Here is a 12130-nt window from a genome sequence, read left to right as displayed (position 1 = left end):
TATCACCTTCCAGCTGGCCGAGGTGGCCGTTACCGGCCCGATGGTGCGCGCCATCCTTGCCGCAATCCGCCGTCTTCGGGCGCCACCGTCATGCGCATGACCGCCATCCAAGCCCAAACTGAACGAAAGCGGCAGGACAGGTCTGCCCGCCGCGCTGAAAAACACCACCGCCGAGCCAGAACACGGCGGTTTCGCGGTCTGATCCGCACAGTTTCCGCAGCCTGTGCGGCCATAGACGCCGCGCAGGGCGAAAAACGCTTGTCCGGCGGTCGGATTCAGGCGATCGTAATGACCGAAGGCAACCCACTTGGGGAATGTCGGCTTGGAGCGTTCCACCGCATCAGTTCACTAAATATTCACGTGGCTGGCGCTCTTACATCGGGTACCGTCATTTAGGTGAACAACGTTGGAGAATAGTCCATGATAATTTGGCGCGTAAGCACAGTTGGCTTCTTGGTCTTGATGGCGCTTTCTCATTCCGCTGCTTCGGACAGTCATTATGGGAACCCCATCACTGTCGATCAGGGTTGGAGCGATGCGGATCGCGCGTTTTTCTACTTTGCGCCGCAAGGATCCCCGATCTTGCCATTGGATTATTTCTTGGCTCTGGAACAGCCAGCATCAGAGGCGCTCTTCAGCGACAGGGCGTTTCTCAAAAGCCTTGGTATGATTTATTGGGATGACGCCGACGCCAATCCAGAGGGGCTTCCTGTGGGCCTGACGGTGGATCGCGGACGTCTCGGTACCGAGCCGCAACTCGGCATGAATTGCTCTGCATGTCACGTGACAGAAATCAGGGTAGGAGACGCAATTGTCCTGGTTGATGGTGGCGTGTCCCATTTTGATTTCTGGAGCTTTATGACAGCTCTGGATACGGCTCTTGTTGTAACCGCACAAGATGATGAACGCCTGCGAAGGTTTGTGGATCGTTTGGCCGAGCGCGATCACCTTGTAACCGAGGCGGACCAGATCACGGCCCGCTTGCAGCAGATAATTTCAGACCGCGAAGATTGGCGACGCCGCAACGACACCGACATCATCCCCGGCCCGGGTCGCGTTGATGCGCTGAATGTCATTCTTAACCAAGTCACGGCCGGCATGCTCGAACGTCCGGAGAACGCGCGCGTACCAGACGCGCCTGTGAGCTATCCTGCCTTGTGGGATGCCCCTTATCTTGAGGTCGTCCAGTACAACGGGGTGGTGCCGAATGCCGGAGCGGGTGCAATCGGGCGCAATGTCGGACAAGTCTTGGGCGTGTTCGGTCAGGTTGATCTCGCAGAAGGCACACTGCCGCTCGGATATAATTCTTCTGTGAATGTGACCCATTTGATGGCCCTGGAAGAGCGACTTGAAACGCTGACGTCACCTTCCTGGTCCGACCTTGTCGAGGCTGGTGCATTGCCAGCGCTTGATCCGCGCTTGGTCGAAGCCGGCCAAGTGATCTACCAGCGGCAATGTGCCAGCTGCCACGCCGTCATCGACAGAACAGATCGCGGGGAACTGGCTTCGATCGAGATCCAGACCTTCGATCTCGGTACGATTGGTACCGATCCGGCGGCGGCCCTCGGGTTCGCAGCGCGTGAGGTTGTCACCGGCCCCATCGCGGGACGCCAAGTCGGCGTGGTGACCGGCCCGGAGTTTTGCGAGGTAACGCATGGGAATGCGGTTCTTGCGCATGTCGTGGCCGGTGTCATGCTAAACCATTTTGGCGATGATCGGCGCGCAATCATTCAAGCGGCGGAAAGCGTTGCGGTATCCGGTATCCATCAACGCCTAGTGGGCTTGGGCAGTTCCATCAGGTCTGCCTTGGGATTGGACGTCGATGACAAGCCTGTTTCTCCCGATTATGGCACTATGATTGATGCGATGGCCGCAGAGGGATTGCCGCAAGATGAAATCGCCGAACGCCTGGCGGCGATGAGTGGCGACTCTTCTGCACTATTCAATGAGCTGGTGCGGGACCATTTCAAATACCATGGGGAAGATCAAACCTGTATGGAAGTGCTTCAGACGGCGCAATATCGCTCTCGTCCGCTGAATGGCATTTGGGCGACTGGCCCGTACCTGCACAATGGGTCAGTGTCCACTTTGGCCGACTTGCTACTACCGGCATCGCAACGACCGACGCAGTTCGCTGTCGCTAATTCACGGTTTGACCCAGTGAATGTCGGGTTTGTTTCCGAAGTCAGCGACGGCGCATTTGTGTTGGATACGTCTATTCCGGGCAACGCGAATAGCGGCCATGAGTATGGTGTCACTCTGTCGGTACAAGATCGTCTTGCGCTTCTAGAGTATCTAAAGAGCCTCTGAGGGATGAGACCGGTCAAGGCTTTGCTAGGATTAGTGCTCGCTTGTGCCACATGCTTTTCAGCAAGCGGCGCAGGCGCAACTGACCATATTGATGGGAGCTCGACTGTTAATTCGCCAACAATTGATCTGACGGATCTTTATGTATTCACCGCGGGTCCGGGACAAGAAAGCCTCGTCGTGATCCTGAACATCATCACGGCTGCCCAACCATGGGAATACCCGAACCCATCTGCAATTTTCGAGATCGTGTTCAGCGCATTCAAGCCGATAGAGCGCGAGTCACGTTTTGAGTTACTTGACGCGCCGCGCTATCGGCTAAGCTGTCGATGGGTGACGGATGGAGCAATCTGCGATGCGCCTGACGGTACCCAAGTCAACGCGCGTCTTGATGATGTTCCTCCGCCGGCACCAATTCGCATATTTGCCGGATCTCGCTCTGACCCTTTTGTTCTCAACGGTCTATGGGCGAGCAAGCTCGCTATAAGTAATGCGGTTCCTCAACCTTTTAATTTAAATATAATCAATGGTTTAAATGTTTTCAGTATTGTGGCAGAGATTAACATTGCGCAGCTGATGCCAGATCTTGCAGGGCAAGCGATTGCCATCGGTGCAGATGTGCGCGATGTTGCTAGCGGACGAATTCTGGATCGGGTTGGGCGCCCGGAAATCGCCAATATTGCATTGCAATCGAACGAAGGTGATGACCTTCGCAATGCAATGAACGTGTTTCCCGCGCTCAGCTTTCCGGAGCAGTTTCGCGTCAAGATCTTGGCGCGCTTGCGTCAGAACCTTGATCGCTATGATGCGATGGATCCGGCCCCGTACGAAGTAAACAAGGATGCGTTGGCCGAGATACTTGCAAATGACTTCTTGACCATCGATCCGACATTGCCTTGCGAAGGCGCTAGGTATTTCGATCTTGAGGCGGCGGCCTTGGAACGTACAAGCGCGACCCGTTGTGGCGGCAGGCCGCTCGCACAGGACATCATCGATTCAGTCTACGGGCTACTGATAAGGGGGAATGCACGCGACGGTATCGCTGATGGCGTTTCTCAACCGACGCGCGCTGCGTTGGCAGACTTTCCCTACCTCGCCGAACCCAATAGTGGATTTCATGGAGTGGTCCTGGCTCTGATCGGCCGCGCCATAGCAGATATTTCAGTGCCGGGTCCCGGCCGGACGCATATGCTGCTTGTCTTCGGAGGTATCGTCATCGCGCTGCTAGCCCTAATGGTCCTGTTTGCGCGTTGGATTTGGCGTCGTGGCATTAAAAGAACAAAGATCGGATAGGCGAAGCTTGTGGAACACACGCGCGGCCGCTGAAATGAATGATGAAAGAGCATCGAACGGCCGCGCGCTAGATGACATTGGTAAAAAGAGAAAGGCGTATCGAGTTATTTGAAGACTTATCGAAACACCACGCCTGCCTGCTCTTGCCACCGCAAGCCCGCGCACTCTGACAGCTGCATCACGGTCCCGGCAGATACCTCCCGCCGAAGCATCAGTCGTTTCAAGACCTCCGGCGCCAGATAGGCCAATCGTAGCTGTCGGCTAACATGGCGCTCGGCCAGACCGACGGCCTCGGCCAGTTCCTGAATGGTGGCGAACTCACCGGCATCCATCCGCCGCCGCCAACCCTCAGCCGTTGGCCTGATCAAGTTCCAAGGACCAAGAACCGCGGACCACGGTCCGCGAACCTTGGCCCTGAAGCCGTCTGATCATGGAACGGGGATCTTGTGCCGCGGACCGCGGTTCTTGCAACTCGGCCCTCGATTGCTGCCTCAAATATTGTTATATTATAACAGTTATATTGGGGGCAATCATGCGGTTCAAAAAAGGCAACGAAATCGGCTCAGCGACGCGGTTCGGCCCGGAGTGGGCGGGCGAACGCTGTGGCGCAGGAACCAAGGCTGGGACGCCTTGCCAGCGTCCTGCGGTGAAGCGGACGGGACGCTGCACGCGTCACGGTGGCAAGTCGACCGGACCTCGGACCGCGGAGGGCAGGGCGAGGATCGCGGCGGCGCAGACCAAGCACGGGCGGTTGACGCGTGCGGCTAGGGAAGCTGCTAAACGCCATGCTCAGATTGGGCGTGCGATCAGGAAGGAGCTGCGGAGCATTGAGCAGGCTCTAATTGCTGAAGGGTTGTTGCCCAAAGCGTGGCGCGATCAGTTCGATTAGCGCGAGAGAAGTGATGAAAGTGACAAAAAAGTTAACAACTTGGAGGGGGGGAGACGATGACCCCCCCTCCAGTGTCAAACTTTAGCGGGAAAACTCGTCACTCCCGTCACCAGCGTCCGCGGGAATACCATTTCACCCTTGTTGCGGCGGAGAATGTCCCAAATATACATCCTCACTAGAGCCCGACCATCTTCTAATAAAAATAATAGAGCCAATGCTCCAAGTGCAATTATCAATCCCCCAAAACCAATGGTATCATAGCCAGATTCGAAGTAACCGCCGTCCAAATATCTGTTCATTCAACACTTCCAGACCCGTCTTCCCCCACCATCTTTAGACCAATCTCTGAGTCGGGTCCAACCAAGGCTTCTAAGCGCCACACCGACGCTGCCCGCGCAGGGGCGGGAATTGTAACGGCCATTCAGCCGCGCCACGAGTTCTTCCATGGTCCACGCGCGGTTGCGCTGTGCGGGCGGCAGGGAGCGCATGAGAGTTTCAATCTGGTCGGTCAGGCGGGTGTCGCACTGGATGCGACTGTCGGGCTTGTGACGTGGCTCAGAGGGGCGCTGTGCGCCCTCCCTGATGGCCTTGAGCTCTTTTTTGTATGCTGACAGCATTGACGCCTCCTCGAGCATGTTTGGCGCGCTCAGTAGCGCTGTGGGATCATGACCATACGGGCATCGTCGACCTCGCCCGCTGCGATCATCTCGGTCCTGCGCTTCGCCTCGCTCACGTCGTCGAAGAACTCATCCGCAGCGATCCGGCTGACGCCGAACCCGTTCACGATGATCCGCCAGCGACTTCCCGCGCGGAAGACGGTTGCGCGATGGGTGTTGCCCTCCATCATGATGTGGTTGCCCTTGGCGTTGCGACGCCAACGATACTCGGGTGTAAACTCGACAGGCATGACTGAACCTCCTTTTCCTCTGGTGGTGGTCGACCTGTCGCTGTCGTGTATTGTTTGGGCGGTCTCGACGTGTCGCCCACCAAAGGCGAAAACGTCGTAAGACGTGGTGTTGTTGCGGCGAGCATAACACTCTGATTTTCCTTGTTTTTCAGTTCGCCGCCGGGCTGCTCGCCAGGCGAGCAGCGTTTGGCGAACACAAGCCACTGATTTAACGTAGAAAAACGCCGATTTTTGTTCATATTTCCTGCTCGCGGCGAGCAGGGTTTGGCGGGCAGCACGGCGAGCAAGGCGTCACTCCTTCACGATGTAAACTTCACGGACTTGAGGCATCAACCCGTAACGCTTTCTGTATTCTTTGGTCACGTCGATCTCCTTCAAGACGCCCATATCCGTGAGTTCCTGAACCGCATCACGCACCTGCTTGCGGCTTGCTTTCAGCGATCCAGACGGGCCGGCCAGCTTGTCGAGTGAACTCGCGGTTGTATTTGGGTGACGGCGGACGTGTTCGACGATGGCCCTCTGAAGCCGTTCGTCTTTCGTAAGTGCGGCCCCTGCGTTCACTACTGGCGGATCGAACGGGACCACGGTCACGGTGTGGAAGGCGGGCACGTAGTGCTTAGCCAGATAGGCAACCTCGCCGCCGGGGCCGTAGGAGTTCTTGGGCATCTCGAGGCGAATGTAGTTGGTGCGTACGGCTTCCAGACCGAACGCCTTTGCGTCTTTCTGGGGCATCGGGATCAGACCGACTACCTGCCGGGCGGCGTTCTCCATGGCAAGGGACCCTGTCGAGAACCCGTGGTTCACCTCCTCCGCGTTGATATTGCCCTTGCTGGTGTGGGCCGCGACCACGACCGCTGCGCCTGTGACCGTTGCAATCCTGTTGCACTCATGCGCCACGGCAACCATCGTGTCACTGTTGTTCAGGTCGCCGCTGACCATTCCCTGAAGGTGGTCCAAGATGATGAACTCCGCCTCGTGCTCTGTGGCGATCTTGATGATGCTTTCAGCAAGCCCCGTGGGCTCGATATTGCGGTTGACGGCGCGTGTAAGACGGGGGTCGCGCTCAGACATCGAGTACATGAGCAGCCCGTCCTGAGCCCTGCGCACATCCCCCTTAGGCCAGTCCACCACGGTCGCGCTGAACTTCCGCCAGAGTTCCTGCTGGGTCTCCTCGACAGAAAAGACGATCCCACGCCGCTGCTGCAGTGACCCGCCGCCCCACGGCCTGCCAGCGCTGATGTGGCCCGCCATAGCGATCAAACTGGAGGTCTTGCCGACGCTGCCGAGGGCAACGAGTAGAGATATTGCCCGCGCAGGGAAGAGCTGCGCCTTGCCGACCATGGGACCGACAAATACATTGGGGTCCATGCCATTAGGGAAGAACCCGGGCAGACCTTCGAGGCGGTCGAAGGGGAGTATCTCGACCCGAGCACTAACCCTGTCCATAGGCGGCGGGGCGTATCCATACTGCTTCGCATCATAGAGGATACTGCGCGCCCTGCGGGCGGGCTTGCCTGAAGTGCTGGCCTTGTTTTTCAGCCCCCAGTCGAACTGCCGATCAACCTCGGCTGCATCGTATTCATGCGCCATCACGCCCTCCATTCCAGAGCTCGCCACGGCTCCAACGATGTGCGAGGTCGCGACCGTCTTCTCCGTAATCATGAGCAAGGGCCAGAATGTTTCGTACCCATCTACCGCGGCGCACAAAAGGGTTCAGATATGTCAGCGCCTTCTCGACTTCTGCAATTGGTGGCGCATCAGTTTTGCCAGTCCCATTCCATTCCGACGACTGATGATCTTCGGCAGGTGGCGTGAGCTGGAGGTCTAATCCCGTGACAACTTCGTCCAGTTTGTAACGTGGCAACCCCGAATTCAACGCAACTATGCTCGACAGAAACGGTTCGTTCTTGTTGTGATAAAATCCCGGCATCCGCATCACCCGCGATAGGTCGTTAACGCTTTCGTCCGTCCCGAATTGTGTCGCGATAGCCAACTGCACTGGTTTGAACTGAGCCAAAGGGAAGTCTGCAACAAACCAATAGACATGATAGTTCCCCGGTGAGCTTTCTACGACCATGTGAGGCTTCAGCGCGTCTATTATGGGTTCTACCGGTGCACCGTCGGTATCTGCGAACACCGCCCTCACCTGAGTTATTTCGCTCTTTTTCTGCCCGCCTTCATTGACCACGACAAAGGCACCGCCACCTGCGCGGTTTGCCCGCTGTAACTGCGGCAATATCAACCCAAATTTTCCATTGAAGTTTTTCTCCCAGACGGGGCTAGCCTCGTTGTCAGGCAGCACACGGAAGCAGAAGCTATTTGCTTCAGGGTCGATCATCTTGAGAAACTCCCGAGCTTGCGCTTCAGGTGGAACTGTCTGGCTCATGCCGCCCCCCCTTTCAGGTAGGCACGGACATCCTCAACCCGCCAACGGCGCGCCTGTGGTCCGATAGCAATGGGCTGGGGCAACCGGCCAGCCAGGACATCGCGCCATAGCGATGCGCGGCTTCGCCCTGAGAGGATCGACAGTTCTTTTGCAGAAACCAGTGCCTCGGCAGGCATGCTGGAAAGTGATTCAAGTCTTTGCGGTATGGCCATGGTGCCCTCCAGTTGCGTTTGGATGACACCACTTGTGCACAGCCTTAGGGCGGGCACCGTGTGGCCCTAGAAACTTACTTCAGCATTCGCAGCCGCTTCATGTGCGCATAGACTGTTGATAGGCCGATCCCTTCAGCGGCAGCTATCTGCTTGGCACCTCCACGGACGTGCCAGAGTGCAGAGTACTTGCGCCGCAGTTCCTCCGCCGTTAGCTGCGCTGCCTCCTGCCGCTCGACGTTTGCCCCCAGATCACTGGGCATGGCGTTTCGAAAGGGCTCGCCGGTTGCCTTATCAAACCTAACCCCATTCCAAGCATGGGCCGTGCCTGCGTCAGACAGCGCGTCCCGCAATTCCGACGGCGAGCCCATCATGCCCAGTACGTGCTCAGGCATCTCAACGCTGAATTGCCGGTTCCATGCCGCCCGCTCAGCTGCAAGTTCACGCTCTCTGGCCTTCCGTTCTGCTTTTGTTTTGTACATGCTCAAGCCCTCCCAACCAACGCCACCACATCCTCTCCAGCTGCCGCCCCCGTAACATGCGCTGCCCATACCTCCATGACGCTGCGCCGTTGTTCCAGCAGGTCCGTCCGGTGATACGCCGCCTCAACCGCGTTGCGGATCGTGTGCGCAAGCGCGCGCTCAGCGACATCGCGCGCCACACCCGTTTCACTCGCCCAATCTCTGAACGACGACCGAAACCCATGGGCTGTGGCAACCCGCCCCGGCACATCACTCACCGCCTTGTGGGTCCGCAGGAATTTCGTCAGCGCCATATCGGTCAACACAGCCCCTCTCGGAGAGGGGAAAACCAACTTAGGATGTTTCGCCAGCGTACGCCGCTTTTCCAAGAGCTCAACCGCTCGACTGGACAGTGGGACGCGGTGTACCGCCTTGGCCTTCATCCGGTGCGCAGGCACAATCCACGTGGCAGTCGAGAGATCGACCTCGTTCCACACCATACCACGCGCCTCACCCGAGCGGGCCGCCGTCAGGATTGTAAACTCCAATAGGTGTCGGGTGACATCGTCACCGGCGCGCACGATCTCTTGCATGAACTGTGGTAAAATTCGCCATGGCATCGCTGGATGATGTATTGAAACCCGCGCCGAAGCGCTTTGCTTGGGCAAGAGCATATCCACCATATCGACCGGGTTGCCCTGCACATATTCCTTGCCCCAACACCACTTCATTACTGCATGACAACGTTGCTTCACACGCCGAGCGGTCTCAGCCCTCGAAGACCAGATAGGCCTAATGACATTCGCGAAGTCTGCGGGCTTGAGGGTGTCGACATTGCGCTGACCAATCATGGGGAAGGCATAGGTCGTCAGTGTGTTTATCCACTGGTCAACATGCTTACCATTCGACCAACTTGCTTTATGTTCCTCGAAGACCGACTTGGCAGCCTCTTCGAAGGTCGGAATTCGCACTGCGCACGCAGCCTCGTCCTGCTGTCGCTCGGCCTCTTCGATCGGGTCGATACCCGCGGCAATCTGTTTCCGAGCCTCTGAAGCCCGCTCACGCGCGGATAAGATGGATACGTCCGGATACACGCCAAAGCCCATATCGCGCCGCGCACCAGTCTCAGGGGAAGTGAACCGTAGCTGCCATTTACCTCGCCCGTTCATAGTGCCCGGCAGCAATCGAAGGCCCACGACCGTGCCATCAGCCAATGGCTTGTCGCTGGTCTTGATTCTTTTCGCGCGCGTCTCTGTCAGCATGCGAAGCTCCACCAGGCCCACACCCGGACCCACATCAGATGTGACCTTGAATGATATCCGTTGATACCCGCTGAAGCAAATTTGGCGAGAAAATGACCATACTACAAACACATAGAAACGCGTTTCCAGATGAAGGATAATGATCTCATGTGCTTGAAGAAGGTTTAATGGCGGACAGTGAGGGATTCGAACCCTCGAGACGGTTCCCCGCCTACACACTTTCCAGGCGTGCGCCTTCGACCACTCGGCCAACTGTCCGTGCGGCGCGGGATAGCCCAAGGCCATGCGCAAGCGCAAGGTAAAAGCGTGATGCCCGCGCCTATGTTAAGTCGTTTCACTTTTTTCGTGCTGCGCTCTTGCATTTCGCCACAGCCTGCCCATTTTTGTGAATGTGATTAACATTAACATCTTGAGCGAAAGGACCACCCGATGACATCGACACTGACCGCGCCCCCTCCCCGATCCGAGGGTGGGAACTGGTTCTCGCGCAGCGAGGCATGGCTCGACGACAAGGGCAAGGGCGCATGGATCGCCGTCATGGTACTTGCCTTCATCTTGTTCTGGCCTGCGGGCCTCGCGCTTCTTGCCTATATGATCTGGAGTAAACGCATGTTCAGCACATCTTGCACCAAACGCCGTGACGCCCGGTTTGGCCAAACCGTCAACCGCAGCACAGGCAATGCCGCCTTCGATGCCTACAAGGCCGATACGCTGCGCCGCCTGCAAGAGGAGCAAGACGCATTTGAGGCCTTCTTGCACCGTCTACGCGAAGCCAAGGACAAGGCGGAATTCGATCAATTCCTGCAAGACCGCGCCGATGCGCGTAAGGCGGCAACAGCGCCCGACACTGTCGCCACCTAAATCAACCACCATCCCGCGCGACCAAAAGCGCGCGTGGGATGGTGGTTTTTGCTTTCAAAACCGATGGAATCTCGCCATGTCCGTGACCATGCCCAACGCCCTGCCCGATCCCGATCATGACCATCTGTTCTATGATGGTGTCCCGGCCAAGCGCCTGATTGCTTGGCTTGTTGATGTCATCATCGTGACGGCGATCACATTCACGCTGGGCCTTTTGACGCTCAGCTTGCTGTGGTGGGTCTGGCCCTTGGTCTATATCGCGGTCGATCTGATCTATCGCAGCGCGACGATTGCCACGGGCTCGGCGACCTATGGCATGCGTTTGATGGCAATCGAGCTGCGTGGCCCGACCGCTGCGCGGCTGTCACGTGGCGAGGCCGTTTTGCATACGCTTTTGTTCATGGTTGCGATGGGCTTTATGGTGTTGCAGGTGATCTCGATCTTGATGATGGCCATCGGTGCGCGCCACCAAGGCTTGCATGATCTGCTGCTTGGCACGGTCGCAATGAACCGTCCGCGCTGAGTATTCACTACTTCACCCAAAAAAACCTGTTGCGACTGCCGCGGCCGCTGGTGCAATTTCAAGATCAGAGGTTTGGACCGGCCCCGGCCGCTTTTCGTTGATGCGCCACACACTGCCCATTGCGACACAATTCTATGTCACGGCACCGCAAAAGTGCCCGTATCTCGATGGGCGTCGGGAACGCAAGCTGTTTACCGCATTGCAAGGTGAACAGGCGGAAAAGCTTAACAATGCCTTGTCCAAGCAGGGCTTCCGCAGGTCGCAAAACGTGCTCTACCGGCCATCTTGCGCGGATTGTGCGGCATGCCTGTCGGCACGCATTCGCGTGGCCGATTTCACGCCACTGCGCCCGCACCGCCGCATCTTGCGCCGCAATGCAGGGCTTTCGCGCATCTCACGCTCAGCTTGGGCGACCGAGGCGCAATATGAGTTGTTTCGCCGCTATCTTGATGCCCGCCACGCCGATGGTGGCATGGCCGATATGGATGTCTTCGAATTTGCCGCGATGATCGAAGAAACACCCGTGCGTTCGCGCGTGATCGAGTATCGCGACCCCGATGAGACGCTGGTCGCCGTATGCTTGACCGATATTCTCGATGACGGACTTAGCCTCGTCTATTCCTTCTTCGATCCTGACCGGGGTGCCGATAGCCTTGGCACCCATGTGATCCTCGACCATGTGACCCTCGCGCGCGAGGCGGGGCTGCCTTATGTCTATCTGGGCTATTGGGTGCCCGGCTCGACCAAGATGGGCTACAAGGCCCGCTTTCCCGCGATCGAGGTCTATGCGGATAGCCAGTGGAAGCCTTTGGGCGATCCAACCAGCTATTCCAACCATGTCCACCCCTTGTCAGTGGAACCCATCGCGCAGCAGGTGGCCCAGATCACCCTGCCCGACATGCGCGCGGATGACTAGAGCGTGTCGCGTTCTATCGCATTCACCGCAACAGGCGAACGCGTTATGCCTTGCAAACGCTGCCTCGCCTGTTGCGGTGAATATCGCGGACTGATCAAACGCAACACGCCCTAATC

14 protein-coding genes and 1 tRNA gene are annotated in these 12130 nt (G+C 57.6%); 7 read left to right on the top strand and 8 right to left on the bottom strand.

The annotated features are described in order from the left end of the window. Positions 1–90: 90 nt before the first annotated feature. From KG698_RS09480 to KG698_RS09470, 3 genes are read left to right on the top strand one after another with little or no spacing between them, the layout of a single operon-like run. Positions 91–396: a hypothetical protein gene (locus tag KG698_RS09480; RefSeq protein WP_213685311.1), complete on the top strand. Its 306-nt coding sequence runs from the start codon at positions 91–93 to the stop codon at positions 394–396. A gap of 24 nt (positions 397–420) precedes the next feature. Beyond that, complete coding sequence (locus tag KG698_RS09475) at positions 421–2310, top strand: di-heme-cytochrome C peroxidase (protein ID WP_213685310.1); 1890 nt, start codon at positions 421–423, stop codon at positions 2308–2310. 3 nt (positions 2311–2313) lie between these two features. Further along, positions 2314–3600: a DUF4331 family protein gene (locus KG698_RS09470; RefSeq protein ID WP_213685309.1), complete on the top strand. Its 1287-nt coding sequence runs from the start codon at positions 2314–2316 to the stop codon at positions 3598–3600. Between the two features lie 116 nt (positions 3601–3716). Here KG698_RS09470 and KG698_RS09465 read toward each other — a convergent pair whose 3' ends face one another. Next, positions 3717–3968, bottom strand: a complete 252-nt coding sequence (locus KG698_RS09465; RefSeq protein ID WP_300983416.1) for a hypothetical protein — start codon at positions 3966–3968, stop codon at positions 3717–3719. A 62-nt stretch (positions 3969–4030) separates the two neighbouring features. Between KG698_RS09465 and KG698_RS15575 the strand changes: the two genes are divergently transcribed. Next, on the top strand, positions 4031–4489 hold the full coding sequence (locus KG698_RS15575; protein ID WP_367114065.1) for an HGGxSTG domain-containing protein: 459 nt from the start codon (positions 4031–4033) through the stop codon (positions 4487–4489). Positions 4490–4563: 74 nt separating this feature from the next. Here KG698_RS15575 and KG698_RS09460 read toward each other — a convergent pair whose 3' ends face one another. The 7 genes from KG698_RS09460 to KG698_RS09430 form a co-directional block, all read right to left on the bottom strand. Next, on the bottom strand, positions 4564–4788 hold the full coding sequence (locus KG698_RS09460; RefSeq protein WP_213685308.1) for a hypothetical protein: 225 nt from the start codon (positions 4786–4788) through the stop codon (positions 4564–4566). Between the two features lie 347 nt (positions 4789–5135). Further along, positions 5136–5396: a hypothetical protein gene (locus KG698_RS09455; protein ID WP_213685307.1), complete on the bottom strand. Its 261-nt coding sequence runs from the start codon at positions 5394–5396 to the stop codon at positions 5136–5138. Between the two features lie 291 nt (positions 5397–5687). After that, on the bottom strand, positions 5688–6986 hold the full coding sequence (locus tag KG698_RS09450) for an AAA family ATPase (RefSeq protein WP_213685306.1): 1299 nt from the start codon (positions 6984–6986) through the stop codon (positions 5688–5690). Continuing rightward, positions 6976–7782, bottom strand: a complete 807-nt coding sequence (locus tag KG698_RS09445) for a DNA-primase RepB domain-containing protein (RefSeq protein WP_213685305.1) — start codon at positions 7780–7782, stop codon at positions 6976–6978. Before KG698_RS09445 ends, KG698_RS09450 begins: the two co-directional genes overlap by 11 nt. Before the next feature lie 286 nt (positions 7783–8068). Then, positions 8069–8473, bottom strand: coding sequence for a hypothetical protein (locus tag KG698_RS09440; protein ID WP_213685304.1), 405 nt, complete (start codon positions 8471–8473; stop codon positions 8069–8071). Between the two features lie 2 nt (positions 8474–8475). Further along, complete coding sequence (locus KG698_RS09435; RefSeq protein WP_213685303.1) at positions 8476–9714, bottom strand: integrase arm-type DNA-binding domain-containing protein; 1239 nt, start codon at positions 9712–9714, stop codon at positions 8476–8478. A gap of 168 nt (positions 9715–9882) precedes the next feature. Then, positions 9883–9972, bottom strand: a tRNA-Ser gene (locus KG698_RS09430). A gap of 171 nt (positions 9973–10143) precedes the next feature. On the opposite strand from KG698_RS09430, the gene KG698_RS09425 reads away from it, so the two are divergent. The 3 genes from KG698_RS09425 to KG698_RS09415 all read left to right on the top strand — a co-directional run bounded on the left by KG698_RS09425 (position 10144) and on the right by KG698_RS09415 (position 12014). Continuing rightward, positions 10144–10575 carry a DUF2852 domain-containing protein gene (locus KG698_RS09425; protein WP_213685302.1) on the top strand — a complete coding sequence of 144 codons (432 nt, stop codon included), beginning with the start codon at positions 10144–10146 and terminating at the stop codon, positions 10573–10575. 76 nt (positions 10576–10651) lie between these two features. Beyond that, on the top strand, positions 10652–11098 hold the full coding sequence (locus KG698_RS09420) for an RDD family protein (RefSeq protein ID WP_300983409.1): 447 nt from the start codon (positions 10652–10654) through the stop codon (positions 11096–11098). 100 nt (positions 11099–11198) lie between these two features. After that, complete coding sequence (locus KG698_RS09415) at positions 11199–12014, top strand: arginyltransferase (protein ID WP_213685301.1); 816 nt, start codon at positions 11199–11201, stop codon at positions 12012–12014. The last annotated feature ends 116 nt before the right edge of the window (positions 12015–12130 follow it).

The sequence above is a fragment of the Roseicyclus sp. genome (assembly GCF_018402035.1).
Lineage (GTDB): Bacteria > Pseudomonadota > Alphaproteobacteria > Rhodobacterales > Rhodobacteraceae > Roseicyclus.
This window is presented reverse-complemented; position numbering and strand designations above follow the sequence as displayed.

Excerpts from the sequence above, each read along its gene's own strand:
- KG698_RS09480 (WP_213685311.1), top strand. The coding sequence starts at position 91 with ATGCGCATGACCGCCATCCAAGCCCAAACTGAACGAAAGCGGCAGGAC.
- KG698_RS09475 (WP_213685310.1), top strand. The coding sequence starts at position 421 with ATGATAATTTGGCGCGTAAGCACAGTTGGCTTCTTGGTCTTGATGGCG.
- KG698_RS09470 (WP_213685309.1), top strand. The coding sequence starts at position 2,314 with ATGAGACCGGTCAAGGCTTTGCTAGGATTAGTGCTCGCTTGTGCCACA.
- KG698_RS15575 (WP_367114065.1), top strand. The coding sequence starts at position 4,031 with ATGGAACGGGGATCTTGTGCCGCGGACCGCGGTTCTTGCAACTCGGCC.
- KG698_RS09460 (WP_213685308.1), bottom strand. The coding sequence starts at position 4,788 with ATGAACAGATATTTGGACGGCGGTTACTTCGAATCTGGCTATGATACC.
- KG698_RS09455 (WP_213685307.1), bottom strand. The coding sequence starts at position 5,396 with ATGCCTGTCGAGTTTACACCCGAGTATCGTTGGCGTCGCAACGCCAAG.
- KG698_RS09450 (WP_213685306.1), bottom strand. The coding sequence starts at position 6,986 with ATGGCGCATGAATACGATGCAGCCGAGGTTGATCGGCAGTTCGACTGG.
- KG698_RS09445 (WP_213685305.1), bottom strand. The coding sequence starts at position 7,782 with ATGAGCCAGACAGTTCCACCTGAAGCGCAAGCTCGGGAGTTTCTCAAG.
- KG698_RS09440 (WP_213685304.1), bottom strand. The coding sequence starts at position 8,473 with ATGTACAAAACAAAAGCAGAACGGAAGGCCAGAGAGCGTGAACTTGCA.
- KG698_RS09435 (WP_213685303.1), bottom strand. The coding sequence starts at position 9,714 with ATGCTGACAGAGACGCGCGCGAAAAGAATCAAGACCAGCGACAAGCCA.
- KG698_RS09425 (WP_213685302.1), top strand. The coding sequence starts at position 10,144 with ATGACATCGACACTGACCGCGCCCCCTCCCCGATCCGAGGGTGGGAAC.
- KG698_RS09420 (WP_300983409.1), top strand. The coding sequence starts at position 10,652 with ATGTCCGTGACCATGCCCAACGCCCTGCCCGATCCCGATCATGACCAT.
- KG698_RS09415 (WP_213685301.1), top strand. The coding sequence starts at position 11,199 with ATGCGCCACACACTGCCCATTGCGACACAATTCTATGTCACGGCACCG.